The organism is Streptomyces sp. NPDC043878 (assembly GCF_056435735.1).
The window spans coordinates 31,205-57,520 of the sequence record NZ_JBWKDW010000013.1; the positions used below are offsets into that span (position 1 = coordinate 31,205).

A 26,316-nucleotide genomic window follows, 5' to 3' on the forward strand; every position below is an offset into this window, starting at 1 on the left:
GAACGGGGGAAACGCCGGTGCCTTCGCCCAATCGGACTACAGCACCGGCGTTTTGACGGTTCTTCAGCGTACGGATCATCAGCGGGACGGCCCCGAAGTCGAGCGCAGACCGCCGAGCGGGGAGCCGAGCTTGTGGCTCTACCTCGGCGGTTCCGCGGCGCGGCGGTTCCACGGCGCGGCGGCTCCGCGGCTCAGCCGACCAGGTTGTCCGCCATCTCCTCGCTGATGCCGCACTCCGTACTCGGGATGCCGAGGTCGGACGCGCGCTTGTCGGCCATCGCGAGCAGCCGGCGGATACGGCCGGCCACGGCGTCCTTGGTCAGCGGCGGGTCGGCGAGCGCGCCCAGCTCCTCCAGCGAGGCCTGCTTGTGCTCCATGCGCAGCCGGCCCGCGGCGGCGAGATGCTCGGGGACGTCGTCGGCGAGGATCTCCAGGGCCCGCTGGACCCGGGCACCCGCCGCGACGGCCGCCCGCGCCGAGCGACGCAGGTTGGCGTCGTCGAAGTTGGCGAGCCGGTTCGCCGTGGCCCGCACCTCGCGGCGCATCCGGCGCTCCTCCCAGGCCAGCACCGACTCGTGCGCGCCGAGCCGGGTGAGCAGCGCGCCGATCGCGTCGCCGTCGCGGACGACGACCCGGTCCACACCGCGCACCTCGCGGGCCTTCGCCGCGATCGACAGCCGGCGGGCGGCGCCGACCAGCGCGAGCGCGGCCTCCGGGCCGGGGCAGGTCACCTCCAGCGACGAGGAGCGGCCGGGCTCGGTGAGCGAGCCGTGCGCGAGGAACGCCCCGCGCCAGGCCGCCTCGGCGTCGCAGGTGGCCCCCGAGACCACCTGCGGCGGCAGGCCCCGGATGGGACGGCCACGGCCGTCGACCAGACCGGTCTGGCGGGCCAGCTGGTCCCCGCCGGCCACCACCCGTACGACGTAACGCGAGCCGCGCCGCAGTCCGCCGGGCGCCATCACGATCAGTTCGGAACTGTGGCCGAAGATCTCCAGGATGTCCCGCTTGAGGCGGCGGGCCGCCATCGCGGTGTCCAGCTCCGCCTCGATCACAATGCGCCCGCTCACCAGATGGAGGCCGCCGGCGAACCGCAGAATGGCGGAGACCTCCGCCTTCCTGCAGCAGGTCCGGGTGACGGGGAGCCGGGAGATCTCGTCCTTCACCGCTGCCGTCATCGCCATGGGCCGATCCTTCCATGCATCCGAAAAATACGGTCGTACGCGGCGGCAAGGAGCTCCGGGTCATGCCTCGGGCTCCCGTCCTGCCGGGCCACCGGCGCCAGCTCGACCGCGGCACCGAGCCGCTTGGCAGCCTCGGTGAGCACTTCGCGGTCGGGCACGGCGGCCTCGTCGGCCAGCACCACGTCCAGGGCGAGTTTAGGGGCGTGTCGTCCCAAAACCTCCAAATGACGCTGCGGGGAGAAGCCGTCGGTTTCTCCCGGCTGCGGGGCGAGGTTCAGGGAGAGTACCCGGCGCGCCTTCGTCTGGGTGAGCGCGTCGAGCAGCTCGGGCACGAGCAGGTGCGGGATCACCGAGGAGAACCAGGAGCCCGGGCCGAGGATCACCCAGTCGGCGTCGAGGACGGCCTCGACCGCCTCGGGCACGGCGGGCGGGTCGTGCGGCACGAGGTGCACCGACTGCACCTCGCCGGGCGTGAGAGCGACCGTCGCCTGCCCCCGTACGGTGTCCACGTCGTCCGGCCGGTCCGGGTCGTGCCCCTTGACCAGGGCCTGGAGCTCCAGGGGTACGGCGGACATGGGCAGCACGCGCCCGTGCGCGCCCAGGAGCTTGCCGACCAGGTCGAGGGCCTGGACGTGATCGCCGAGCTGCTCCCACAGGGCGACGATCAGCAGGTTGCCGACCGCGTGCTCGTGCAGGTCGCCCTGCGACTGGAAACGGTGCTGGATGACGCGGGCCCAGGTCTGCCCCCAGTCGTCGTCACCGCACAGCGCGGCCAGCGCCTTGCGCAGGTCGCCGGGCGGCAGCACACCGAGTTCGTCGCGCAGACGGCCGCTGGAGCCGCCGTCGTCGGCCACCGTGACCACCGCGGTGAGGTCACCGGTGATGCGGCGCAGTGCGGCGAGCGAGGCCGACAGGCCCATGCCGCCGCCCAGGGCGACGACCTTGGGCTGGGCGCCACGGCGGCGCGGTCTGGCGCCGCGGGCCTCGACGGCCCGGCCCGCGCGCCCCTCGGGCACCGTCCGGCGCAGCCTGGTCAGCCGCGGAGAACGTGCGGTCATTCGCGTCCCATGTCCCGGTGCACGACCACCGTCTCCACGCCCTCGGCGGCGAGGCGCGCGGCGAGCTTCTCCGAGGTGGCGACCGAGCGGTGCTTGCCGCCCGTGCAGCCGATGGCGATGGTCACGTACCGCTTGCCCTCGCGTCGGTAGCCGGCCGCGATGAGCCGCAGCAGCTCGGCGTACCGGTCGAGGAACTCCTTGGCGCCGGGCTGGTTGAAGACGTACGCGGACACCTCCTCGTTGAGGCCGGTGAACGGGCGCAGCTCCGGGACCCAGTGCGGGTTGGGCAGGAAGCGCATGTCGGCGACCAGGTCGGCGTCGACCGGCAGGCCGTACTTGAACCCGAACGACATGACGGTGGCCCGCAGCTCGGGCTCCTCCTCGCCGGCGAACTGGGCGTCCATCTTGGCCCGCAGCTCGTGCACGTTGAGGCTGGAGGTGTCGATCACCAGGTCCGCGTCGCCGCGCAGCTCGCGCAGCAGTTCACGCTCGGCGGCGATGCCGTCGACGATGCGGCCGTCGCCCTGGAGCGGGTGCGGGCGGCGCACCGACTCGAAGCGGCGCACCAGGGCGTCGTCGGAGGACTCCAGGAAGACGATCCGCCGGGTGACGCCCCGGGTGTCGAGGTCGGCGAGGGACTCGCGCAGGTTGTCGAAGAAGCGGCGGCCGCGGACGTCGACGACGACCGCGATCCGCGCGACGTTGCCCTGCGAGCGGGCGCCGAGCTCCACCATGGTGGGGATCAGCGCGGGCGGAAGGTTGTCGACCACGAACCAGCCGAGGTCTTCCAGACACTTCGCGGCCGTCGAGCGGCCGGCCCCGGACATCCCGGAGATGATCACCAGCTCGGGGATGGCCGCGTCGGGGACCGCGGCTGTTTCACTGCCCGTACTCACCTGTGCTCCGTTTTCCTGCTGCGCTTCGTGCTCCGCGTCCTGCGGGACACCGTGCTCCGCGTCCTGCGGGACACCGTGCTCCGCGTCCCGCGGGGCGCCGTGCTCCGCATCCTGCGGGGCGTCCGGCCGGACGCCCCGCTCGGTGTCCTGCAGTGCGGGATTCTCGACCGCTTCCTTGTGCGTGCGATCTCGCCCCGCTGTGGGCTGCTTCTCGTGCTCGGTCATCTCTCCTGCCCCCGTCGATCGTCCGGGGCGCCCGCGGTCACGGGCTCCCCCAGGGCACCCGCCGTCGTTTCGGGTGTCCCGTCTTCTTCCTCGTCTCCCATGATCTCCCCAGTCGCCGTGTTGACGGCGGGTGCGGCGGAAGCCGCCTGGGCGAGGGCCACGGCGACCGTCTCGGCCGTCTTGCGGCCTATGCCGGGAACCTCGCAGATCTGGTCGATTGTCGCGGACCGGAGCCTCTTCACCGAACCAAAATGCTTGATCAGTGCCTGCTTGCGTGTCTCACCGAGGCCCGGCACGTCGTCCAGGGGGCTGGACCGGAAGCGTTTGGCGCGTCGGGCGCGCTGGTAGGTGATCGCGAACCGGTGCGCCTCGTCACGGACGCGCTGCAGCAGATAGAGGCCCTCGCTGGAGCGGGGCAGGACCACCGGGTCGTCCTCGTCCGGCAGCCAGACCTCCTCCAGCCGCTTGGCCAGCCCGCACACGGCGATGTCGTCGATGCCGAGCTCGTCGAGCGCCTTCTTGGCGGCCGCGACCTGCGGCCGGCCGCCGTCGACGACGACGAGCTGCGGCGGGTAGGCGAAGCGCTTGGGGCGGCCGTCCTCCTCGGTGAGGGGGTTCTCGCCGTCGGTCCACTCCCCCGTCTTCTCCTTCTCGGCGAGGTAGCGCCGGAAGCGGCGGGTGATCACCTCGTGCATGGAGCGGACGTCGTCCTGGCCGGCGAAGCCCTTGATCTGGAAGCGGCGGTACTCGCCCTTGCGCTGCAGTCCGTCCTCGAAGACGACCATGGAGGCCACGACGTCGTCGCCCTGGAGGTGCGAGATGTCGTAGCACTCGATCCGGAGGGGGGCGCTGTCGAGGTCGAGGGCCTCGGCGATCTCCTCCAGCGCGCGCGAGCGGGTGGTCAGGTCGGAGGCGCGCTTGGTCTTGTGCAGCACGAGCGCCTGCTGGGCGTTGCGCTGCACGGTCTCCATGAGCGCCTTCTTGTCACCGCGCTGCGGGATGCGCAGCGACACGTTGGACCCGCGCCGCCCGGTGAGCCACTCCTGCACGGGCTCCACCGGGTCGGGCAGGGCCGGGACCAGCACCTCCTTGGGCACCGCGTCGCCGCGCTCCTCGCCGTAGAGCTGCTGGAGGGCGTGCTCGACGAGGGCGCCGGTCGTGACCTCCTCGACCTTGTCGGTCACCCAGCCGCGCTGGCCGCGCACGCGTCCGCCGCGCACGTGGAAGATCTGTACGGCCGCTTCCAGCTCGTCCTCGGCGACCGCGATCAGGTCGGCGTCGGTCGCGTCGGCGAGCACGACCGCGTTCTTCTCCATGGCCTTCTTCAGGGCCTCGATGTCGTCGCGCAGGCGGGCCGCCCGCTCGTACTCCATGTCCTCGGCCGCCTCCGCCATCAGCTCTTCGAGACGGCGGATGTACGTGCCGGTGCGGCCGGCCATGAAGTCACAGAAGTCGTCGGCGAGTTCGCCGTGCTCCTCGGGCGAGACGCGGCCGACGCAGGGTGCCGAGCACTTGCCGATGTAGCCGAGCAGACAGGGGCGGCCGGTGCGGGCGGCGTTCTTGAACACGCCGGCCGAGCAGGTGCGGACCGGGAAGACGCGCAGGAGCAGGTCCACGGTGTCGCGGATCGCCCATGCCTGTCCGTACGGCCCGAAGTAGCGCACGCCCTTGCGCTTCTGGCCGCGCATCACCTGAACCCGCGGGAACTCCTCGTTCATCGTGACCGCGAGGTACGGGTAGCTCTTGTCGTCGCGGTACTTGACGTTGAACCGGGGGTCGAACTCCTTGATCCAGGAGTACTCCAGCTGGAGGGCCTCGACCTCCGTGGACACCACGGTCCACTCCACGGACGCCGCCGTGGTGACCATGGTCCGGGTGCGGGGGTGGAGGTTCGACAGGTCCTGGAAGTAGCTCGCCAGGCGCTGGCGCAGGCTCTTCGCCTTTCCGACGTAGATCACCCGGCGGTGCTCGTCGCGGAATTTGTAGACCCCGGGAGTGTCCGGGATCTCTCCCGGCTTGGGGCGGTAGCTGGAGGGGTCGGCCATGTCTCACACCCTACTGGCGGGCGGTGACAGCGCGGCGGGCCTGTGGACAACGCCGGCCGCCGGCCGCACCCCGGCAGCCCCGCCGCCCGGCCCGGCGTGCCGACCGCTCACATCACGTCTCCCTCACGCCGGCCCACCCGCCCGTCTCCGGTACTACGAGTGGGCGCCTGGACGCGTTCCGTGCGCGTCACCCACCCGAACCCGGCCACCGGAGGGAGCGGGGTCCGGACTCGGCCAGGAGTACGCCGCTGTTGGGTGTCAGGTGTTGTCGGGGCTTGGTCAACACGCTTCAATGCGGGGGAACTCGGGGCGGTGAACGGCGGCGTACGGATGTGAAGAACCCCGGCGCCGACGGGATAGCCCCGACCTCCCCCGTGAACGGTCTGACCAGCCGTTGTGAACATTCACAGAGAGGCCCGTGCATGCCGCACGCCACACAGCACGCGGACGTCGCCGTCGTCGCCACCGCTGAACTGGACACGGCCCTGCGAGGCGGCCCCTTCCACGTCGCACTCCGTGCGGCGATCGCCGCACGCGGACTGCCGTTGCAGCGCGTGCAGCACCATCTGTCGCGCCACGGGGTCAAGGTGGGCGTGACGAGCCTGAGTTACTGGCAGCAGGGCGCCCGGCGCCCGCAGCGCCCCGAGTCGCTGAGGGCCGTACGCGCGCTGGAGGAGATCCTCCAGCTGCCGGACGAGTCCCTGATCCGGCTGCTCGCCGCGAGCGACGAACACACGGTCGCCGAACGGCCCGCGGCCCGCTCCTACCGCTCGCTCGTGGCGGCCTCCGGCGCCCTGGAACGGCTGCTGGGCGAGCTGGACGCGCAGACGGACAGCGGCCTGCTCACCCTCGGACACCACGAACGGGTACGGATAGGCGCGCGCCGCGAGCTCACCAGCCGCGAGTCGCACCACATCGTGCGCGCCCACCGGGACGGCGTCGACCGCTTCGTGGCCGTCCACCACGGCGACCCCGGTTGCGCACCGGAACGCATGTCGGTGCACGCGCTGGAGAACTGCCGTACGGGCCGCGTCCGGGTGCATCACGACACCGGCGTGCTCGTCGCCGAACTGCTCCTCGACACGCGTCTGCGATCCGGCGACACGTTCCTCTTCCGCTACGCCGTCGAGGACGGCACGGCCGGCATGTCGCGCGAGTACGTGCGCGGGTTCGGGTCGGCGGGCGGCCAGTACGCCCTTCAGGTGCGGTTCGACGAGCGCGCGCTGCCGGTGCGCTGCCACCGGTTCGCGCAGCACTCGGCGGCGGCCCCGCGCAGCGGCCGCCAGGAGCTGGCGCTCACCGGCCGGCACCACTCGGTGCACCTCGTGGAACCGCGCGTGCGGTCGGGGATCATGGGGATCGGGTGGGAGTGGGAGTGAGGTGAGCGTGGGCCTGCGTGCGGGCCCGGGCGTGGGCCCGCGCGAGGGGCGGGATGCCGGGGCGGCGCGGGTCGCCGTCAGAGACGTCTGAGGCGTGAGGTGTCAGAGGCGTCTGAGGCGTCAGAGGCGTCAGAGGCGTCAGAGGCGTCAGAGGCGGGGTGCGGTGGTGATCGTGCTCGCGTAAACGCTTGCGCAAGCGTTTACGCGAGCCCACGCATGGGATACCTTCCCGCCAGAAGGACCCGTCGCGAGTGGGAAAGGGGCACGGGACCCGATGCCGACCATGGCGGACGTCGCACGCAGCGCCGGCGTGTCCGTGGCCACCGTCTCGCACGTACTGAACGACACCAGGCCGGTCCTTCCCCACACCCGGCAGGCCGTGCTCGCCGCCGTCGAGGAGCTCGGCTACACACCGAACTCCCTCGCCCGTTCCCTGGTGACCTCCCGCACCCGGTCGATCGGGCTCGCGGTGTCGGCGATCAGCAACCCGTACTTCACGGACATCCTCCAGGGAGTCGAGGCCGCCGCCCTGGAGCACGGCTACAGCCTGCTCCTCGCCGACCCGCACGACGACCCGCAGCACGAGCGCAAGGTCGTCCAACTCCTGCACGAACGCCGGGTGGACGGCATGATCGTCGCGCCGTCTCCGGACCCGCGCGACCTCCTCGCCTACCTCGTCCGCCACGCGGTACCGGCCGTGCTCCTCGACCGCGTGATCGACCCCTCCGTGGCCGGGGCGTCCGGCTTCGACCAGGTCTCCGCCGACAGCGCCGAACCGACGGCCCTGCTGGTCAGCCACCTCGCCGGCCTCGGACACCGGCGGATCGCGCTGGTCGCGGGGCGGCCCGGGCTCAGCACCACCAGCGAGCGGATCACCGGCTACCGGCACGGTCTGGCGGCCGCCGGGTTCCCCTACGACGAACGCCTCGTGGTGCACGGCGACTCCGAGTCGGCCGGCGCCGAGCGAGCCACCGAGGCTCTGCTGGCTCTCGCCGCGCCACCCACCGCGCTCGTCACCGCCAACAACGCCATGACCATCGGCGCCCTGCGCGCCCTGCGCGACCGCGGCCTGTCCGTGCCCGGCGACATCGCGCTGTGCTGTTTCGACGACTTCGCCTGGGCGGACCTGTTCACTCCGCGGCTCACGGCCGTCGCGCAGCCCGGCCGGGAGATCGGCGCCCGGGCGGTCGAACTGCTCCTGGAACGCCTCGCCGCACCCGAACGGCCCGCCCGGACCGTGCGGCTCGGTTGCACCTTCGTCCACCGCACGTCCTGCGGTTGCCCCGACCGGCCGGAGCGTCCCGGGCAGCCCCCACACCTCTCCGTACCGTCCGCTCAGCCGGTGAAAGGAACCCGCCCGTGATCGTCGTCGCCGGTGAAGCCCTGATCGACCTGGTGCCGCAGGGCACGGGTGCCCTGGCGAACCTGCGGCCGACGCTGGGCGGCGGGCCCTACAACACGGCCCTGGCCCTCGGCCGCCTCGGCTCCCCCACCGCCTTCTGCTCCCGCACCTCGAACGACGCCTTCGGCGAGGCCCTGCTCGACGGGCTGCGGAAGGCTGGGGTGGACGTGTCGGCCGTACAGCGTGGTGCCGAGCCGACCACCCTGGCGGTGGCCACGATCGACGCGAACGGCTCGGCCGCGTACTCCTTCTACGTCGACGGCACCGCCGACCGGCTCTTCACGGTCCCGGACCGGCTCCCCGCCGGCACCCGAGCGGTGTCCTTCGGTACCTGCTCACTCGTTCTGGAGCCGGGTGCGAGCGCCTACGAGGAACTGCTGCGCGCGTCGGCGGCGCAGGGCGTGTTCACCGCGCTCGATCCGAACATCCGGGCCGGGCTGATACCGGACGCGGACGCCCACCGGGCCCGGTTCGAGAGCTGGCTGCCGTCGGTGTCGCTGCTCAAGCTGTCCGAGGACGACGCGCGATGGCTCGGCGGTTCGCCGCGTGTCTGGCTGGCCGCCGGGCCCTCGGCGGTCGTGATCACCAGGGGTGGTGACGGACTGAGCGTGTTCACCCGGGACGGCGGCGAGTACTCGGTGCCGGGCGACAAGGTCGACGTCGTGGACACCATCGGCGCAGGCGACACCGTCAACGCGGCTCTGCTGCACGGCCTGTCCGCCCGGAACGCCCTGTCCACGGAGGCTCTCACCGGCCTGGGCGCCGACGGCTGGACCCGTCTGCTGCGCTTCGCCGCACGCGCGGCGGCGATCACCTGTTCCCGGGCGGGCGCGGAACCGCCCTACGCCACCGAGGTCGGTGCCGTGTAACGGCGTACGCCGGACGATCTCGTCCGCAGGGGCCCTGTCCCAGACCGCCCCGCCGCTCCTCCCCCTGGGCCCGGGTGGCCGGTGGAAACACCGGTGCCCCCGCGGGGGTCTGCTCCCACAGGGGCACTGTGCCGGGGCCGGCCGGGTGCCCGGACCGGACGCCGCGGCCGGTACGGACGCCGTGGCCGGTACGGACGCCGTGGCCGCGCGGCCGGCCGGGCCGGACGCGGGCGCTCAGGCCTTGCGGGCCCGGGGCGTCTTCTTCGCGGGCGTGGCCGCCTTCTTCGTGGCGCCGGTCGTCTTCTTCGCCGCCGTGGTGCCGGTGGTTCCGGCCGCCTTGGCCGTCGCCGTCTTCTTCGCCGTCGACTTGGCCGCGACCGTCTTCCTGGCCGCCGCCCTGCGCGGGGCCGGGACCGAGGCGGCGTCGCTGATCCGGTCGGCGCCGAGGACCTCCTGCAGGAACTTGCCGGTGTGGCTGGCGGGGACGCCGGCGACCTGCTCGGGGGTGCCCTCGGCGACGACCAGGCCACCGCCGGCGCCCCCCTCGGGACCCATGTCGACGACCCAGTCGGCGGTCTTGATCACGTCGAGGTTGTGCTCGATGACGATGACCGTGTTGCCCTTGTCGACCAGGCCACCGAGGACCTTGAGGAGCTTGCTGATGTCCTCGAAGTGCAGACCGGTGGTCGGCTCGTCCAGTACGTAGACCGTGCGGCCGGTGGACCGGCGCTGCAACTCGCTGGCGAGCTTCACGCGCTGGGCCTCACCGCCCGACAGGGTGGTCGCGGACTGGCCGAGGCGGACGTAGCCGAGACCGACGTCGTGCAGGGTCCTGAGGTGGCGGGCGATGGAGGGGACGGCCTCGAAGAAGTCCATCGCCTCCTCGATCGGCATGTTCAGGACCTCGGCGATGGACTTGCCCTTGTAGTGGACCTCCAGGGTCTCCCGGTTGTAGCGGGCCCCGTGGCAGACCTCGCACGGGACGTACACGTCCGGGAGGAAGTTCATCTCGATCTTGATCGTGCCGTCGCCCGCGCAGTTCTCGCAGCGGCCGCCCTTGACGTTGAAGGAGAAGCGCCCGGGGAGGTAGCCCCTGACCTTCGCCTCGGTGGTCTCGGCGAACAGCTTGCGGACGTGGTCGAAGACTCCGGTGTACGTCGCCGGGTTGGACCGGGGCGTGCGGCCGATGGGCGACTGGTCGACGTGCACGACCTTGTCGACGAGGTCGTCGCCTTCCACGCGGGTGTGCCGCCCGGGCACACTGCGGGCGCCGTTCAGCTCGCGCGCCAGGTGCGTGTACAGGATGTCGTTGACCAGGGTCGACTTGCCGGAGCCGGACACGCCCGTGACCGCGGTGAACACGCCCAGCGGGAAGGACACGTCGATGTCCTGGAGGTTGTTCTCGCGGGCACCGTGCACCGTGAGCCGGCGCGAAGGGTCCTGCGGGCGCCGGATGTCCGGGAGCGGGATCGCCTTCCGGCCGGAGAGGTACTGCCCGGTCTCGGACTCCTCGTTGGCGAGCAGTTCCTTGAGCGAGCCGCTGTGGACGACGTTGCCGCCGTGCTCGCCGGCCCCGGGGCCGATGTCCACGATCCAGTCGGCGACCTTGATGGTGTCCTCGTCGTGCTCCACGACGATGAGCGTGTTACCCATGTCGCGCAGCCGGACCAGGGTCTCGATCAGCCGGTGGTTGTCGCGCTGGTGCAGGCCGATGGACGGCTCGTCCAGCACGTACAGGACGCCGACGAGTCCGGAGCCGATCTGGGTGGCCAGGCGGATGCGCTGGGCCTCACCGCCGGAGAGCGTGCCGGCCGCGCGGTTCAGCGAGAGGTAGTCCAGGCCGACGTCGACCAGGAACCGCAGTCGTTCGTTGACCTCCTTCAGCACCCGCTCGGCGATCTTCTTGTCCCGGGCGTTGAGCTTCAGCTCGCCCAGGAACTCGGCGCAGTCGCTGATGGACATGCCCGATACCTCGGCGATGGACTTGCCCATGACGGTGACCGCGAGCACGAGCGGCTTGAGGCGGGTGCCCTCACAGGTGGGGCAGGGCACCTCGCGCATGTAGCCCTCGAAGCGCTCCCGGCTGGCGTCGCTCTCGGCCTCGCCGTGCCGGCGCTTGACGAACGGGAGGGCGCCCTCGAAGGGCGTGGTGTAGACCCGCTCGCGTCCGTAGCGGTTGCGGTAGCGGACCTCGATCTGCGTCTTGTGGCCGTAGAGCAGGGCCTTCCTGGCGCGCTGGGGCAGTCCGGCGAAGGGGATGTCCGTCCGGAAGCCCAGCGCGTCGGCGAGGGCGCCGACGAGCCGCCCGAAGTAGTCCTTGGTGTGGCCGTGCGACCAGGGGTGGATGGCGCCCTCGTCGAGCGACTTCTCCTCGTCCGGGACGATCAGCTCGGGGTCGACCTCCATGCGCGTGCCGATGCCGGAGCACTCGGGACAGGCGCCGAAGGGCGAGTTGAAGGAGAAGGAGCGGGGCTCCAGCTCCTCGAAGGACAGGTCGTCGTACGAGCAGTACAGGTGCTCCGAGTACATGCGCTCGCGGTCCGGGTCGTCCTCGGGGAGGTCGACGAAGTCGAGCACGACCATGCCGCCGGCCAGGCCGAGGGCGGTCTCCACGGAGTCGGTGAGCCGGCGCTTGGCGGACTCCTTCACCGTGAGGCGGTCGATGACCACCTCGATGGTGTGCTTCTCCTGCTTCTTCAGGGTGGGCGGGTTGGAGAGCTGGACGGTCTCGCCGTCCACCCGCGCGCGGCTGTAGCCCTTGGTCTGGAGGTCGGCGAAGAGGTCGACGAACTCTCCCTTGCGCTCGCGCACCAGCGGCGACAGCACCTGGAAGCGGCTGCCCTCGGGCAGTTCGAGGACCTTGTCGACGATGGCCTGCGGCGACTGGCGCGAGATCGGGCGGCCGCACTCGGGACAGTGCGGCTTGCCGATGCGCGCGAAGAGCAGGCGCAGGTAGTCGTAGACCTCGGTGATGGTGCCGACCGTCGAGCGCGGGTTGCGCGAGGTCGACTTCTGGTCGATCGACACCGCCGGGGACAGGCCCTCGATGAAGTCGACGTCCGGCTTGTCCATCTGGCCGAGGAACTGGCGGGCGTACGAGGAGAGCGACTCCACGTAGCGCCGCTGGCCCTCGGCGAAGATGGTGTCGAAGGCCAGGGAGGACTTGCCCGACCCGGACAGGCCCGTGAAGACGATGAGCGAGTCACGAGGCAGGTCGAGCGAGACGTTCTTGAGGTTGTGCTCGCGCGCGCCACGGACGATGAGACGGTCGGCCACGCCGGTCCGCACCTTTCTTTCAGAGAAGTGACAGGGGCGAGGCCCCCGTGCTTTCTCAGACTAGGGGGAGCCACTGACAACGCCGGTCGGATTCCAGGTTGCATAACAATCCCCGGCCATCCAGCATGCCCGACGCCACGCTCGACCTTATAGCACGCCCATTCGATTTACGGCGCTGTCGCCACTCCTTCACCCGAAGGTGTGGCGGCACTAGTGTCAGCAGCATGAATGATCACGTGCCTGACCTGGTGTCTGTACGGGACGCGACCGAGCGTTTGCTGGTCGCGGTCGCCGCACTGGACAACGCTTCGGTGACCGAGCCGACACGGCTTCCCGGATGGTCCCGGGGCCATCTTCTCGCCCACCTCGCCCGCAATGCGGACGCCCTGGTGAACGCCCTGCAAGGCCGTCCCATGTACGCGTCCGGGGACGCGCGGAACGCCGACATCGAGCGGGACGCACCCCGCCCCCTCGACGTGCAGCTCGCCGACCTGCGCGCGAGCGCGGCGCGCTTCCAGGAGGCGGGGGACGCTCCGGCGGACTGGTCGCGCACGGTGGAGTTGCGCAACGGGGTCACCGAAGCGGCCTCGCGCGTGCCGTTCCGGCGCTGGGCCGAGGTGGAGCTGCACCACGTCGACCTGGGGATCGGGTACGACCTGGAGGACCTCCCCGAGGAGTTCGTGGCGCGGGAGACGGACTTCCTCGTGGAGCGGTTCGCCGGCCACCCGGAGGTGCCCTCGACGAGCCTGGCCACCGGTGACGGCCGGGTGTGGACCACGGGCGGAGGCGCCGCCGGGGGGCCGGTCGAGGTCGAGGGACCGGCGGCCGATCTGCTCGGCTGGCTCTCCGGGCGCCGCGACGGCTCCGCGCTGAGGGTGCGGGGTGGCGCGCTGCCGGCCCTTCCGCCGCTGTAGCCGATCTGGCGCGGCGGCCGCAGTCGCACTCGCTGTCCTGGTCCACACCGCAGCTGCAGCCGCAGTCGCCTGGGCCCTTCTCGGCCGGAGACTGCGGTGCGGGCGCGAACGATGGGCGCGCGGCTCCCGGTTATAGGCTGAGCGTCATGACGTACAGCGGAGCGGTGAAGGTCGGGGGCCCGGCCGACGTGCACGAGCTGCGGGATCTGATGATCACGAAGATCGCGGTCGGCCCGATGGACAACAACGCCTACCTGCTGCGGTGCAGGGCCACGGACGAGCAGCTGCTGATCGACGCCGCCGCCGACGCCGCGACGCTCCTCGGCATGATCGGTGACGACGGCATCGCGTCCGTCGTCACCACCCACCGGCACGGCGACCACTGGCAGGCCCTCGCCGAGGTCGTCGCGGCCACCGGTGCCCGTACCCACGCCGGCCGCGAGGACGCCGAGGGCATCCCCGTGCCGACCGACGTCCTCGTCGACGACGGCGACACCGTCCGGGTCGGCCGCGTGGAACTCACCGCGCGCCACCTGGTCGGCCACACGCCCGGTTCGATCGCCCTCGTGTACGACGATCCGCACGGCCATCCCCATGTCTTCACCGGGGACTGCCTCTTCCCCGGCGGCGTGGGCAACACCCGCAAGGACGCGAAGGCGTTCGCCAGTCTGATCCACGACGTGGAGACGAAGATCTTCGCCGTGCTGCCGGACGAGACCTGGGTCTATCCGGGGCACGGCAACGACACGTCCCTGGGCGCCGAGCGCCCGCACCTGCCGGAGTGGCACGCGCGCGGGTGGTGACATGGCGGTGAGCACGGGCACCGAGCCCCTGCCGGGGCGGCCGGTCGTACCCCGTGTGAACCGTTCGCACGCACCCGCGTGGCACGCGCGCTCCCGGTCCATCTCGTTGCGCGGTCAACTGGTGCCAGCCCCGCACAGGAAGACGGCTCCTGCGCGGTACGGGCCGCCGGTCTTTCGATCCCCGCCCTCGACCGGCGGCCCCGGCATGTGACGGGGCCGCCGGTCGAGGGCGGCGGGGAAGCGTTTACGAGAATGCAACACCCGTTCCCACCATGCGGACAGATCCGGCTGTGACCTCGACAAACAGGACGTCGGACTGCCACTCTCCCGCCATGCACCCTGCCCCGCACGCGCTGCGCCGCGTCGTCGCCGCCGCCATCACAGCCCTGCTCGCCACCGCCGTGGGCTGCGCCCCGCAGCCGGAGGAGAAGGCCGCCGGCACACCTTCGGGGTCGGCCGGGAGCACGTGCGCGAAGGGCGAGTTGGCCACCAGGACCGACGGCAAGCTGACGATCGCGACCGACGAGCCCGCGTACGAGCCGTGGTTCAAGGACGACAAGCCCGCCAACGGCAAGGGCTTCGAGTCGGCGGTCGCCTACGCGGTGGCGAAGCAGCTCGGCTACGACAAGAGCGCCGTCGTCTGGCAGAGCGTGCCCTTCAACAAGGCGTTCGCGCCGGGTGCGAAGACGTTCGACTTCGACATCAACCAGGTGTCCATCAGCGCCGAGCGCAAGAAGGCCGTGGACTTCTCCTCCGGCTACTACGACGTGCGCCAGGCCGTCATCGCGCTCAAGGGCAGCAAGGCCGCCAAGGCGACGAGCATCGCGGATCTGAAGGGCCTCAAACTGGGCGCCCAGGTCGGCACCACCAGCCTCGACTACATCGACGACGTGGTGAAGCCGAACCAGGACGCCGCCGTGTACGCCAAGAACGACCAGGCCAAGTCCGCCCTGAAGAACGGCCAGGTCGACGCCATCGTCACCGACCTGCCGACCGCGTTCTACATCACGGCGGCCGAGGTCACGGATGCGAGGATCGTCGGACAGTTCGAGCACCAGGGCGGTACGCCGGAACAGTTCGGGCTCGTGCTCGACAAGGGCAGCGCACTCACCTCGTGCGTCACGGACGCGGTGGACGCCCTGCGCACCGACGGCACGCTGGCGAAGCTCGAGACGCGGTGGCTGTCCGACGCCGTCGACGCCCCGGTGCTCAAGTGACCGTCATCAAGGAGGAGTCCGGCCAGGAGGGCGCGGACGACCACGGCGACATGACCGGCGACGCCGACGCCTACGTGCCGTCGCCGCGGCGGATCGAGCGCGAGCGCAGCAAGCGCGCCCGCGCCCGCCGTGCCACCTCGATCGCCGCGCTGTCCACCCTGGTCACGGCTGTCGTCCTCTACCTGGTCGTCGTCAACGCGCCGGGCTGGCCGCGCACCAAGGAGACGTTCTTCAGCGGGCAGTACGCGCGCGAGGCGTTCCCCAAGGTCCTCGAAGGGCTCTGGCTCAACGTCCGGCTGCTCCTGGTCTGCGGCGTCGCCGTGCTCGTGCTCGGCATGCTGATCGCCATCGCGCGCACCCTGCGCGGGCCGGTCTTCTTCCCGCTGCGCGCGCTGGCCGCCGCGTACACCGACTTCTTCCGCGGGCTCCCGCTGATCATCAACCTGATGATCGTGGTCCTGGGTGTTCCGGCGCTGCGCCTCCAGGGCGTCACCGTCGACCCGGTGCTCCTCGGCGGTACGGCACTGACCCTGACGTACTCCGCGTACGTCGCCGAGGTGTTCCGCGCCGGCATCGAGTCCGTGCACCCCTCGCAGCGTGCCGCGGCCCGCTCACTGGGCCTGACCAACCGTCAGGCGCTGCGGTACGTGGTGCTGCCCCAGGCCGTACGGCGCCAGGTGCCGCCCCTTCTCAACGACCTGGTGTCACTCCAGAAGGACACCGGGCTCGTGTCGATCGGCGGCGCGATCGACGCGGTGCGGGCCGCCGACATCATCGTGGGCCGCAGCCTCAACTACACGCCGTACATCGTCGCGGGCCTGGTCTTCGTGGCCCTGACCATCCCGATGACCCGCTTCACGGACTGGGTGACGGCGCGGATGGACCGCCGGCGGGCCCAGGGAGGCACCATATGAGCACCACCGGCACCCCCTCCGTGCTGCGCATGGAGTCCGTCCGCAAGACCTTCGGCGACTCCGTCGTGCTGCGGGACGTCGACCTGGAGGTCGCCCCGCACACGGTGACCGCCCTGATCGGCGCCTCGGGCTCCGGCAAGTCCACGCTGCTGCGCTGCGCGAACCTCCTGGAGGAGATCGACGACGGCGCGATCTGGCTGGACGACGAGGAGATCACCGACCCGCGCGCCGACCAGGACGCCGTGCGCCGTCGTATCGGCGCGGTCTTCCAGGCGTACAATCTGTTCCCGCACATGACGGTCCTGGAGAACATCACCCTCGCCCCACGCCGGGTGCACGGCGTGTCCCGGGCGGAGGCCGAGGGTCGCGCCCGCGACCTTCTGGAGCGACTCGGGCTGGCCGCGAAGGCGGCCGAGTACCCGGACCGGTTGAGCGGCGGCCAGCAGCAGCGGGTCGCGATCGTGCGGGCGCTGGCCGTACGGCCCCGGCTGCTGCTGCTCGACGAGATCACCGCCGCCCTCGATCCGGAGCTCGTGGGCGAGGTCCTCGCCGTCGTCCGCGACCTGAAGGACGACGGGATGACCATGGTGCTGGCGACGCACGAGATGGGCTTCGCCCGCGATGTCGCCGACCAGGTCTGCTTCCTGGACGGAGGTGTGGTGCTGGAGCGCGGTACCGCGGCGGAGATCTTCGGCGATCCGCAGCAGGAACGCACCCGGCGCTTCCTGCGGCGCATCGTGGACGCCGGGCGCCTGTAAGCCCCGCACGCCAGGACGTCGGGACTTACGCGTCGGCCCGGGCCGGCCCCGCGAGCGCGGCGACCCGCTCCACGCCGAACACGTATCCCTGCACCCCGCACCCGGCGATGACGCCGTCGGCGCGCAGCGAGACGTACGAGTGGTGGCGGAACGACTCCCGCTTGTGGATGTTGGAGATGTGCACCTCCACCACCGGGAGGCCGTCGCAGGTGTTGAGCGCGTCCAGGATCGCGACGGACGTGTGCGAGTAGGCGCCCGGGTTGATGACGATCCCGCAGTGGCCGAGCCGCGCCTCGTGGATCCAGTCGACCAGTTCGCCCTCGTGGTTGGACTGGCGGAAGTCCACTGTGCCGCCGTGCCCGGCCGCCGCCTTGACGCACAGTGCCTCCACGTCGGAGAGGGTGTCGGATCCGTAGATCTCGGGCTGGCGCTGCCCCAGCAGGTTCAGGTTGGGGCCGTTGAGGATCATGATCGGGGCGTTGGCCAGGGTGCGGGGCACGGTTCCTCCGGTCCGTTCGGACATGTCGTTCGACGTCGGCGGACGGGTGACGCCGGCCGCTCGGTCACGGTCTATCACGAGCGGGGAACGGCGGGTATGGCGGTGGCCGCGCCGGGCGGACCGGGGGCAGGAGCTGGCCTACGGATTGACCGCGAGCTCCAGGTAGGCCGCGAACAGCACCAGGTGGACCCCGCCCTGCAACGGCGTGGCCCGGCCCGGCACCACGGTCAGCGAACTCACCGCCACCGTCAGGGTCAGCAGCACCAGATAGGTCGGGCCGAGGCCGAGCACGAGCGGGCCGGAGAGCCAGACGGAGGCCAGGGCGACCGCCGGGATGGTGAGTCCGATGCTGGCCATCGCCGAGCCGAGGGCGAGGTTCAGACTGGTCTGCACACGGTCCCGGCGGGCGGAACGGAGCGCGGCGATCGTCTCGGGGAGCAGCACCAGCAGGGCGATGATCACACCGACGACGGCGTGCGGCAGGTCGGCGGCCTCCACGCCGGACTCGATCGTGGGCGAGACCCCCTTGGCCAGGCCGACCACGCCGATCAGGGCCAGTCCCAGCAGGCCCAGGCTGATCAGGGCGGCGCGGGCGGACGGTACGTCGGCGTGGTGGTCCGCGGTGATCACCTCGCCCTGGCGGGTGATGGGAAGGAAGTAGTCGCGGTGCCGCACGGTCTGCGTCGCCACGAAGAGGCCGTAGAGGATCAGCGAGGAGAGCGCGGCGAAGGTGAGCTGGGTGGAGGAGAACTCCGGCCCCGGCTTGCTGGTGGTGAACGTCGGCAGCACCAGGCTGAGTGAGGCCAGGGTGGCCACGGTCGCGAGGGCGGCGCCGGTGCCCTCGGGGTTGAAGACAGCCGTGCCGTGGCGCAGGGAGGCCACGAGGAGGCTGATGCCGACGATGCCGTTGCAGGTGATCATCACGGCCGCGAACACCGTGTCCCTGGCCAGAGTGGAGGACTTGTCGCCCCCGTCCGCCATCAGCGTGACGATGAGGGCGACCTCGATGATCGTGACGGCGACGGCGAGGACCAGTGAGCCGAAGGGCTCACCGACCCGGTGGGCGATCACCTCGGCATGGTGCACGGCCGCCAGTACGGCTCCGGCCAGGACCAGTGTCACCAGCGCGACGACCGTGCCGGGTAGGTCGCGCCCCCAGGTGACGACCAGCAGGACGACCGCGATCACCGGCACGTAGGACGTCCACCGTGTCATGAGCGACCCGAGCCGAGCGATCATGCAGAGATCGTCGCAGAGTCCCACGGGCGCCGCACTCCGGTGCGGCCGGTGGGCGGTGCCGTGGTCCGGGGCGGACCAGCGGGAGCGGCGGCCGGCTGTTCGCCGGGCACCGCTCCCGCTGGTCGTCGTGTCCGCGGCCCTGCGTGATCAGGCCTCGACGCTGTCCTTCGCCGGGTCGTCGCCGGCCGCCTTCGCCGCCTCCTCCGCCGCCGCCTGCTTCCTGGTCGCCATCAGGCTGGTGATCGTGGTGATGACCAGGACCGCGCAGATCACCCCGAGCGAGACCGGAATGCTGATCTCCGGTACGTGGACCCCGGACTCGTGCAGCGCGTGCAGCACCAGCTTGACCCCGATGAAGCCGAGGATGACCGACAGGCCATAGCTGAGGTGCACCAGCTTCTTGAGCAGGCCGCCGATGAGGAAGTACAGCTGGCGCAGACCCATCAGGGCGAACGCGTTGGCGGTGAAAACGATGTACGGGTCCTGCGTCAGGCCGAAGATCGCCGGGATCGAGTCGAGCGCGAACAGTACGTCGGTGGTGCCGATGGCGAGCATCACGACCAGCATCGGGGTCATGACCCGCTTGCCGTTCTGCTCGATCCACAGCTTGGTGCCGTGGTAGCGGTCGGCCACTCCGAAGCGCCGCTCGGCTGCCTTGAGCAGCTTGTTCTCCTCGAACTCCTCGTCCTCCTCGTCGGCCCGGGCCTCCTGGATGAGCTTCCAGGCGGTCCAGATCAGGAAGGCCCCGAAGAGGTAGAACACCCAGGCGAAGTTGGCGAGGATCGCGGCACCGGCGGCGATGAATATCGCCCGCAGCACCAGGGCTATCAGCACACCCACCAGCAGCACCCGCTGCTGGTACTGCGTGGGCACGGCGAACTTCGCCATGATCAGGACGAAGACGAAGAGGTTGTCGACGCTCAACGACTTCTCGGTGATGAAGCCCGCGAAGAACTCTCCGGCCGGCCGGCCGCCCCCGAAGAGGAGCAGGCCGAGCCCGAAGAGGCCGGCCAGGGCGATCCAGACGACCGTCCAGACGCCGGCTTCCTTGATGGACACGTCGTGCGGTTTGCGGCCGATGAAGAAGTCGACCGCGATCAGGGCCGCCAGGCCCGCGATGGTGAGGACCCAGAGGGTCACGGAAACATTCACTGCGCCTCCGGCAGTACGTAACGGCAGATGTCAGCGTCGTCGCTGCCGGAGGTCTCTTCCACCCCGGACCACGGGCGCGGGTGACGCGTCCGAGGTCCACGGGCCGACGCCCCGGGATCTGGCCAGATCCGTATTGACGGGTACGCCGCACAGACGGGGAATACTCCCCTCCGTGAGAGGAACAATACCCAATCACCAAGGAAAGGTAAAGGGTTTGGTAAAACAAGAACCAAATTGGCTGGTCAGAGCTCTTTACGAGTGCTTGGTAAAGAGGGCGTGGGTGGTCATCGGTTCCACGCGCGGCGGGCCGCCGCGACCTGGGTGAGCACCTGCCGGAGCACCTGACTGCCGGGCGGCACGAGCGCGGGCTCGTAGGTCCAGGCATGCCCGACCCAGGGGTCGGCGAGGTGGTCGTCGGGCACCGGCGTGAGTCGCAGGAGCGAACGCCACAGCGGATCGAGCAGCGGGCCGTATGCGGCGGCCTCCTCGCGGTCGGCGACCATCATCAGGTGGACGCCCACGGCCGGGCCCTCGTCCGCGAGGTAGCGCAGCTGGGTCACGGCGCGGTCGTCGAAGCCGTGCGGGAAGTCGTTGACGATCAGCAGCTGCTCGGCGGTGTCGACGCCGGGCGGGAGCGAGTCGGCCGCACCTCCGCGCACCGCCATGTGCACCAGGTCGACGCGCTGGGTGAGCCGGGCCAGGACGTCCGCCACTCCGGCGGCGCCACTGGCGGGCGGGGTGGCGAGCACGCCGGTCTCCACCAGGGGGGCGAGAGCCTGCGCCCCCGAGCCGGCGGGGTCGATGACATGCACGTTGAAGTCACCCGCCGGGTGCACGGCGAGCAGCCGGGCGGCGTGCGCCACCGCCGCGTCCAGCGCGAGGCGGCGCAGTTCGTGCGGGTCGGCGAAGCTGCCGTCGAGCGAGTCGCCGCGTCCGCTGTCGATCCACAGCCCCCGCTCCAGCGGGAGCCGGACCAGCACCGGGATGCGCAGCCGGGCGGCTTCCGGCAGATGGAGGTCGCCCAGGCGCAGCGCCATGGGGGTCTCCATCGGCACGCGGTAGCCGTGCCAGACCGGGTTGTCCCAGCGCGCGTAGGCCGGCGGCAGTGCGGGCTCGACCACCCCGGCCTCGGCCGTCAGCTGGGCGAGATCCCGGTCGAGGGCCTCCTTCGCCTGGTCGACCAGGTGGGCGTGCTTGGCGCGCGCCGCCTCGCGAGCGGCGTCGCCCTGGCCGCCGATACGGCTGCGCGGATCGGACAGGACCTGGTCGAGCTCCTTCTCCATGCGCGAGTCCGCGAAGTCGACGGCGCTGCGGTACGCCGCCGCCGTGCGGGCCAGATCCTCGAACATGCCCCACACCTGGTTGTAGAGCCGTTCGTCCATGGACCAGCCGGTGGCGTCCCCGGCGACGGGTTGGGGGTGCTGTCCGGGCGGGGCCGGAGGCACGGTCGGCGGAGGTGACGGCGGAGCCGCGTTCTGCCGGTGCGGGTGGCTGTAGCTGATCGGGCCGGGGTCCGCGCTCGGTGCGGACGGCCTGCCGACGGTCGTGGAATCCCCCGCCCCCGCACCGCCCGGATGCGGCGGCAGCGACGCGGCCTGCCCCGGTGCGCCTGGTGCCTGTGTGCCGGAGTGCGGGCCCTGAACGCCGTAGGACCCGGCCGACTGCGGCGGTACGGAGCCGGAGGCACCCTGCGGCGCGGGGGCGCCGTGGGATGCGGGGCCGTCGTGGTCGGGGCCGGATGCGGACGGCCGGCGGGAACGGTCGCCGTCCGCCGTACGCGGGACGGGCGCCGGGAACGACCGGGCCAGGCCGCGCGCCACGGCCTCGTCGATGCCGTCGGCGAGTCGGCGGGCCTGGGGCAGGCCCTGGTCGGTGAGGAGTTCGGTCAGACCGCCGGCGTACCCCTGGCCGACGGCGCGCACCTTCCAGGCGCCCTGCCGGCGGTAGAGCTCCAGGGCGACGACGGCCGACTCGGCCTCCAGGCCGGTGAGGGTGTAAGTGGCGACCTGGGTGCCGTCGAGGCCGGTGACCGCGACGAAGGGGGCGGCGACGGCGCCGAAGCGCACGGGGCCTCCGGCGCTCGCGGCGGGCAGGGCGAGCAGCACGCTGATCCGGTGCACGGCCTCCGGCATGGCGTCCAGGTCCACCGCCAGGCGGTGGTCGGACGCGGCCTGTTTGGAGACCTCGAGCCCCTGCAGGGTGGGGGCGCCCGGGTGGGCGACCCATTCCGTGCCGTGGACCCTGCCCTGCTCGTCGCCGAGTGTAGCTCCGGCGACGACCGGAGTGCCGGCCGAGATCCGGATCTCGAGGCGGACCTGGGAGAGCGGGTGGTTCTGGCCCCGCACCAGCTCGGCCGTCATCGCCCTCGTCCCCCCGTGTCGCCTGTGTCGCCGTCTGTGGTGTCGTGTGCCGCCCGCCGGTCCGCCTACAGGTGCGGCAGGATCGCGGGCATCAGGTCCTGGAAGGTCCGGCCGTTGGCCGGGGTCCCGAGCGCGGTCATGGTCCAGCCCTGCCCCGTCCGGTGCACCTTGGCCATGATCTGGGCCGTGTAGGCGCCGCCGCCCGCGAGCGTGTAGCGGGCGAGTTCCTGGCCGTTGGTCTCGTCGACGAGGCGGCAGAACGCGTTCTGCACCTCCTGGAAGGTCTGGCCCGTGAAGGAGTTCACGGTGAAGACGATCTGGTCGATGTGGACCGGGACGCGCTGGAGGTCGACGAGGATCGACTCGTCGTCGCCGCCCTGGCCGGCGCCACCGACCAGGTTGTCGCCCGTGTGGCGCACCGAGCCGTCGTCGCTCACCAGGTGGCGGAAGAAGACGACGTCGACCGGCTGCTTGTCCGCGAACAGCACGGCGGAGGCGTCGAGGTCGATCTCCCGGGTGCGCGAGCCGAACAGGCCGCGCCGGGGAGCAGCCTGCCAGCCGAGACCCATCCGCACCGCGGTCAGGGTGCCTCCGTCGCTCTTCTGCAGACTGATGGCCTGACCCTTGGTCATGTTGACGGTCACGCGCTGATCCCCTCTCGAACTGTCCCCTGTTGCCGCGGAGTCCGCGGATGAGCAGAACCCTACGCAGGGCCACCGACAGTGCCGTACCCCGGTCGACGCTTTGTGTCGTTCTTGCAACACACCGCGTACACGGCGGCCCGGCCGCCCCTCGGCCGGGCCTTCCCGCGCGGGTCAGGCCAGGCCTGCCTCCTTCATCTGGCGCAGCTCCTTCTTCATCTCGTGCACCTCGTCGCGCAGCCGGGCGGCGACCTCGAACTGGAGGTCGGCGGCGGCCGCGCGCATACGGGCCGTCATGTCCTCGATCTGTTGGGTGAGTTCGGCGGCGGGACGGTCCGTCGGCACCGTCTCCTTGGCCTTGCCCCTGCCCTTCGCCGCCTTGCCGCCGAGCGCCGGCACGGGGGCCTTGGCGCCCTTGCCGTCCTTCGTCTTGCGGTAGCCCGAGCCCAGCAGCTGTTCCGTGTCGACGTCCTCGCGGGCGATCTGGGCGACGATGTCGTTGATCTTCTTGCGGAGCGGCTGGGGGTCCAGGCCCCGCTCCGTGTTGTACGCGACCTGCTTCTCCCGGCGGCGGTTGGTCTCCTCGATGGCCTTCTCCATCGCCGGGGTGATCTTGTCGGCGTACATGTGGACCTGGCCGGAGACGTTGCGCGCGGCACGGCCGATGGTCTGGATCAGCGAGGTGCCGGAGCGCAGGAAGCCCTCCTTGTCGGCGTCGAGGATCGCCACCAGCGACACCTCGGGCAGGTCGAGGCCCTCGCGGAGGAGGTTGATGCCGACCAGGACGTCGTACTCGCCGGACCGCAGCTCCCGCAGCAGCTCGATGCGGCGCAGTGTGTCGACGTCGCTGTGCAGGTAGCGCACCCGGATGTCGAGTTCCAGGAAGTAGTCCGTGAGGTCCTCGGCCATCTTCTTGGTGAGCGTGGTGACCAGGACCCGTTCGTCCTTCTCGACGCGGTCCCGGATCTCGTGCACCAGGTCGTCGATCTGGCCCTCGGTCGGCTTGACCACGACCTCGGGGTCGATGAGGCCGGTGGGGCGGATGATCTGCTCGACGGTGCCGTCCGCGCGCGAGAGCTCGTACTTGCCCGGGGTCGCCGACAGGTAGACGGTCTGGCCGACGCGCTCCTGGAACTCCTCCCACTTCAGGGGGCGGTTGTCCAGGGCCGAGGGCAGCCGGAAGCCGTGGTCGACCAGGGTCCGCTTGCGGGAGGCGTCACCCTCGTACATCGCGCCGATCTGCGGAACGGTGTTGTGGGACTCGTCGATGACGAGCAGGAAGTCGTCCGGGAAGTAGTCGAGCAGGGTGTTGGGCGGGGAGCCGGGCGAACGGCCGTCGAAGTGCATCGAGTAGTTCTCGACGCCGGAACATGATCCGATCTGGCGGAGCATCTCCAGGTCGTACGTCGTACGCATCCGCAGGCGCTGGGACTCCAGGAGCTTGCCCTGCTTCTCCATCTCGGCGAGGCGCTCCCCGAGCTCCTTCTCGATGTCGTTGGCGGCCCGCTCCAGACGCTCGGGGCCCGCTACGTAGTGGGAGGCCGGGAAGACGTACAGCTGCTGGTCGTCGCTGATGATCTCGCCGGTGAGCGGATGGAGCGTGGACAGGGCCTCGATCTCGTCGCCGAACATCTCGATGCGGACGGCGAGCTCCTCGTAGACCGGGAAGATCTCGATGGTGTCGCCGCGGACGCGGAAGGTGCCGCGGGTGAACGCGGTGTCATTGCGCGTGTACTGGATGTCGACGAATCGGCGCAGCAGCTGGTCCCGGTCGAACTCCGCGCCGACCTTGAGCGGGACCATGCGGTCCACGTACTCCTGGGGGGTGCCGAGGCCGTAGATGCAGGAGACGGAGGCGACCACGATGACGTCGCGGCGGGTGAGCAGCGAGTTGGTCGCGGAGTGGCGCAGGCGCTCCACCTCCTCGTTGATCGAGGAGTCCTTCTCGATGTAGGTGTCCGACTGGGGGACGTAGGCCTCGGGCTGGTAGTAGTCGTAGTACGAGACGAAGTACTCGACGGCGTTGTTCGGGAGGAGTTCCCGGAACTCGTTCGCCAGCTGGGCGGCCAGGGTCTTGTTCGGCGCCATCACGAGCGTGGGGCGCTGGAGCTTCTCGATCATCCACGCGGTGGTGGCGGACTTGCCGGTGCCGGTGGCGCCGAGCAGGACGACGTCCTTCTCACCCGCCTCGATGCGCCGGGCGAGCTCGGCGATGGCCTGCGGCTGGTCGCCGCTGGGCTGGTAGGGGCTGACGACCTCGAAGGGCGCCACCGTGCGTTCGATGTTGGAAACGGGCCGCATGAAGTCAACCGTACGACCCGCCACTGACAACGCGGACGGATCAGCGGTTCTGCGGGGTGCGGGCGCTCCTGTGTCCGTGCCCCTCGGTCCGGCGGGAGAGCGGCGCGGAGTGGTGGTGGGGGTGCCGGACAACGCTGCGGGCGGGGACGCCGGGCTTGTTCTCCACGGGCGTCCAGTCGGGTTTCCCCATCACCATCAGCGGGTCGAACATGACCACGACACCTGCCAGGAGCAGGAAGGCCAGCGGGCCGATGAGCATGGGGGCGAGCAGGCTCGCGTGCGAGTCGCCGGAGCCGGCCGCGGCCGTGCCGTGCAGATGGACGCTGAGCGCGGCCATCCCGGTGTAGTGCATACCGCTGACGGCGAGCCCCATGACGAGGCTCGCGCCCACGCTCCACGCGAACCCTCTGACCTGGCCGGCCGCCCACAGGGCGGCGGTGGCGGCGACGACGGCGATGACGACGGACGCGCCCACGGTGAAGGTGTTGTACTCCAGTTTCCCGTTGAGGCGCATGCCCGCCATGCCCAGGTAGTGCATGGACGCCACGCCCAGGCCGGTGATGGTGCCCCCGGTGAACAGCGCGGTCCCCCGGGCACCCCGGTAGCCGACGATGAAGATCCCGACGCCCACCATGACGATGGCGACGCCGAGGCTCGCGTAGGTCGTCGGCTCGTCGTAGTGGATCGGCGCCTCTTTGACCGTGAACCCCATCATCGCGACGAAGTGCATGGTCCATATGCCGGAGCCGATCGCCGCCGATCCGAGGGCGAGCCAGCCGGGCCGCCAGGAGTGGGTGACCAGCATGGATCTGGTCGTGCAGCGCAGGCCGAGGGCGCCGCCGAGGCAGGCCATGAGGTAGGCCACCAGCGGCGTGACGAGCCCGTAAGTGAAGCCGTCGACCGTGCCTTGCATGCGCGGCCACCCTTCCGCCTAGTTGCGTCCCGGAATCTCTGAAATGCACCTCTTCCCGGGATCGCCCGGGCGATCAGGGCCGAGGCAGAGAGTATGACTGCCACCGGAATGGTCGAACGATTTTCAGGCAAAGAATCACGTCCTTGCCCCACTTGTGCGGCACCGGTGAGCGGAGTCGGAGCGGCCCCTTGGAGTCTGTGGCCATTCTGCGCCCGGCTTATGGTGACCTTGTGCTGTCACAGTGAAGCTGTCCGTGATATTCCGACGCGAGGAG

20 protein-coding genes are annotated in these 26,316 nt (G+C 71.0%); 8 read left to right on the forward strand and 12 right to left on the reverse strand.

Translation table 11 applies throughout. The features are described 5' to 3' along the window. Positions 1–191: 191 nt before the first annotated feature. Genes whiA through uvrC form a run of 4 tightly spaced genes read right to left on the reverse strand, consistent with a single transcriptional unit; the run spans position 192 to position 5,405 of the window. Positions 192–1,181, reverse strand: a complete 990-nt coding sequence (gene whiA, locus AC07AZ_RS19210; protein WP_356045820.1) for a DNA-binding protein WhiA — start codon at positions 1,179–1,181, stop codon at positions 192–194. After that, positions 1,172–2,239: a gluconeogenesis factor YvcK family protein gene (locus AC07AZ_RS19215; RefSeq protein WP_478849194.1), complete on the reverse strand. Its 1,068-nt coding sequence runs from the start codon at positions 2,237–2,239 to the stop codon at positions 1,172–1,174. The genes whiA and AC07AZ_RS19215 overlap by 10 nt, the downstream gene beginning before the upstream one ends. Further along, positions 2,236–3,360 (reverse strand): RNase adapter RapZ, encoded by a 1,125-nt coding sequence (gene rapZ / locus AC07AZ_RS19220; protein WP_478849196.1) that lies wholly within the window; start codon positions 3,358–3,360, stop codon positions 2,236–2,238. The genes AC07AZ_RS19215 and rapZ overlap by 4 nt, the downstream gene beginning before the upstream one ends. Continuing rightward, the gene (gene uvrC / locus AC07AZ_RS19225) at positions 3,357–5,405 is read right to left on the reverse strand and encodes an excinuclease ABC subunit UvrC (protein WP_478849198.1); all 2,049 of its coding nucleotides are present in this window, start codon (positions 5,403–5,405) and stop codon (positions 3,357–3,359) included. Before uvrC ends, rapZ begins: the two co-directional genes overlap by 4 nt. Positions 5,406–5,827: 422 nt before the next feature. On the opposite strand from uvrC, the gene AC07AZ_RS19230 reads away from it, so the two are divergent. From AC07AZ_RS19230 to AC07AZ_RS19240, 3 genes are all read left to right on the forward strand, one after another. Beyond that, positions 5,828–6,784 carry a hypothetical protein gene (locus tag AC07AZ_RS19230; RefSeq protein ID WP_478849200.1) on the forward strand — a complete coding sequence of 319 codons (957 nt, stop codon included), beginning with the start codon at positions 5,828–5,830 and terminating at the stop codon, positions 6,782–6,784. A gap of 274 nt (positions 6,785–7,058) precedes the next feature. After that, entirely contained in the window at positions 7,059–8,147 is a 1,089-nt protein-coding gene (locus AC07AZ_RS19235; protein ID WP_478849202.1) for a LacI family DNA-binding transcriptional regulator, read from the forward strand. Then, the gene (locus tag AC07AZ_RS19240; protein ID WP_478849204.1) at positions 8,144–9,055 is read left to right on the forward strand and encodes a carbohydrate kinase family protein; all 912 of its coding nucleotides are present in this window, start codon (positions 8,144–8,146) and stop codon (positions 9,053–9,055) included. The genes AC07AZ_RS19235 and AC07AZ_RS19240 overlap by 4 nt, the downstream gene beginning before the upstream one ends. Positions 9,056–9,289: 234 nt before the next feature. On the opposite strand, the gene uvrA is transcribed toward AC07AZ_RS19240, so the two are convergent. Further along, entirely contained in the window at positions 9,290–12,331 is a 3,042-nt protein-coding gene (gene uvrA, locus AC07AZ_RS19245) for an excinuclease ABC subunit UvrA (RefSeq protein ID WP_478849206.1), read from the reverse strand. A gap of 224 nt (positions 12,332–12,555) precedes the next feature. On the opposite strand from uvrA, the gene AC07AZ_RS19250 reads away from it, so the two are divergent. The 5 genes from AC07AZ_RS19250 (at position 12,556) to AC07AZ_RS19270 (ending at position 16,937) form a co-directional block, all read left to right on the forward strand. Next, positions 12,556–13,245: a maleylpyruvate isomerase family mycothiol-dependent enzyme gene (locus AC07AZ_RS19250; protein ID WP_478849208.1), complete on the forward strand. Its 690-nt coding sequence runs from the start codon at positions 12,556–12,558 to the stop codon at positions 13,243–13,245. A gap of 146 nt (positions 13,246–13,391) precedes the next feature. Then, positions 13,392–14,048: an MBL fold metallo-hydrolase gene (locus AC07AZ_RS19255; RefSeq protein WP_478849210.1), complete on the forward strand. Its 657-nt coding sequence runs from the start codon at positions 13,392–13,394 to the stop codon at positions 14,046–14,048. Positions 14,049–14,380: 332 nt separating this feature from the next. After that, positions 14,381–15,265 carry an ABC transporter substrate-binding protein gene (locus AC07AZ_RS19260; RefSeq protein ID WP_478849212.1) on the forward strand — a complete coding sequence of 295 codons (885 nt, stop codon included), beginning with the start codon at positions 14,381–14,383 and terminating at the stop codon, positions 15,263–15,265. Beyond that, positions 15,262–16,179, forward strand: coding sequence for an amino acid ABC transporter permease (locus AC07AZ_RS19265; RefSeq protein WP_478849214.1), 918 nt, complete (start codon positions 15,262–15,264; stop codon positions 16,177–16,179). Before AC07AZ_RS19260 ends, AC07AZ_RS19265 begins: the two co-directional genes overlap by 4 nt. After that, a complete protein-coding gene (locus AC07AZ_RS19270) occupies positions 16,176–16,937 on the forward strand; it encodes an amino acid ABC transporter ATP-binding protein (protein WP_478849216.1) in 762 nt (253 codons plus the stop codon). The genes AC07AZ_RS19265 and AC07AZ_RS19270 overlap by 4 nt, the downstream gene beginning before the upstream one ends. A 25-nt stretch (positions 16,938–16,962) precedes the next feature. On the opposite strand, the gene aroQ is transcribed toward AC07AZ_RS19270, so the two are convergent. The 7 genes from aroQ to AC07AZ_RS19305 form a co-directional block, all read right to left on the reverse strand. Next, entirely contained in the window at positions 16,963–17,436 is a 474-nt protein-coding gene (gene aroQ / locus AC07AZ_RS19275) for a type II 3-dehydroquinate dehydratase (protein WP_478849218.1), read from the reverse strand. 138 nt (positions 17,437–17,574) lie between these two features. Further along, positions 17,575–18,675, reverse strand: coding sequence for a calcium:cation antiporter (locus tag AC07AZ_RS19280; RefSeq protein ID WP_478849220.1), 1,101 nt, complete (start codon positions 18,673–18,675; stop codon positions 17,575–17,577). 147 nt (positions 18,676–18,822) lie between these two features. Next, positions 18,823–19,827 (reverse strand): TerC/Alx family metal homeostasis membrane protein, encoded by a 1,005-nt coding sequence (locus tag AC07AZ_RS19285; protein WP_478849222.1) that lies wholly within the window; start codon positions 19,825–19,827, stop codon positions 18,823–18,825. Between the two features lie 284 nt (positions 19,828–20,111). After that, positions 20,112–22,187 carry a TerD family protein gene (locus tag AC07AZ_RS19290; protein WP_478849224.1) on the reverse strand — a complete coding sequence of 692 codons (2,076 nt, stop codon included), beginning with the start codon at positions 22,185–22,187 and terminating at the stop codon, positions 20,112–20,114. Between the two features lie 65 nt (positions 22,188–22,252). Then, positions 22,253–22,831: a TerD family protein gene (locus tag AC07AZ_RS19295; protein WP_478849226.1), complete on the reverse strand. Its 579-nt coding sequence runs from the start codon at positions 22,829–22,831 to the stop codon at positions 22,253–22,255. A gap of 171 nt (positions 22,832–23,002) precedes the next feature. Beyond that, entirely contained in the window at positions 23,003–25,129 is a 2,127-nt protein-coding gene (uvrB, locus tag AC07AZ_RS19300; protein ID WP_478849228.1) for an excinuclease ABC subunit UvrB, read from the reverse strand. Positions 25,130–25,169: 40 nt separating this feature from the next. Beyond that, positions 25,170–26,042: an MHYT domain-containing protein gene (locus tag AC07AZ_RS19305; protein ID WP_478849230.1), complete on the reverse strand. Its 873-nt coding sequence runs from the start codon at positions 26,040–26,042 to the stop codon at positions 25,170–25,172. Positions 26,043–26,316: the final 274 nt, after the last annotated feature.

Coding starts and splice junctions, on each gene's coding strand:
- whiA (WP_356045820.1), bottom strand. CDS start 1,181: ATGGCGATGACGGCAGCGGTGAAGGACGAGATCTCCCGGCTCCCCGTC.
- AC07AZ_RS19215 (WP_478849194.1), bottom strand. CDS start 2,239: ATGACCGCACGTTCTCCGCGGCTGACCAGGCTGCGCCGGACGGTGCCC.
- rapZ (WP_478849196.1), bottom strand. CDS start 3,360: ATGACCGAGCACGAGAAGCAGCCCACAGCGGGGCGAGATCGCACGCAC.
- uvrC (WP_478849198.1), bottom strand. CDS start 5,405: ATGGCCGACCCCTCCAGCTACCGCCCCAAGCCGGGAGAGATCCCGGAC.
- AC07AZ_RS19230 (WP_478849200.1), top strand. CDS start 5,828: ATGCCGCACGCCACACAGCACGCGGACGTCGCCGTCGTCGCCACCGCT.
- AC07AZ_RS19235 (WP_478849202.1), top strand. CDS start 7,059: ATGCCGACCATGGCGGACGTCGCACGCAGCGCCGGCGTGTCCGTGGCC.
- AC07AZ_RS19250 (WP_478849208.1), top strand. CDS start 12,556: ATGAATGATCACGTGCCTGACCTGGTGTCTGTACGGGACGCGACCGAG.
- AC07AZ_RS19255 (WP_478849210.1), top strand. CDS start 13,392: ATGACGTACAGCGGAGCGGTGAAGGTCGGGGGCCCGGCCGACGTGCAC.
- AC07AZ_RS19260 (WP_478849212.1), top strand. CDS start 14,381: ATGCACCCTGCCCCGCACGCGCTGCGCCGCGTCGTCGCCGCCGCCATC.
- AC07AZ_RS19270 (WP_478849216.1), top strand. CDS start 16,176: ATGAGCACCACCGGCACCCCCTCCGTGCTGCGCATGGAGTCCGTCCGC.
- AC07AZ_RS19280 (WP_478849220.1), bottom strand. CDS start 18,675: ATGATCGCTCGGCTCGGGTCGCTCATGACACGGTGGACGTCCTACGTG.
- AC07AZ_RS19290 (WP_478849224.1), bottom strand. CDS start 22,187: ATGACGGCCGAGCTGGTGCGGGGCCAGAACCACCCGCTCTCCCAGGTC.
- uvrB (WP_478849228.1), bottom strand. CDS start 25,129: ATGCGGCCCGTTTCCAACATCGAACGCACGGTGGCGCCCTTCGAGGTC.
- AC07AZ_RS19305 (WP_478849230.1), bottom strand. CDS start 26,042: ATGCAAGGCACGGTCGACGGCTTCACTTACGGGCTCGTCACGCCGCTG.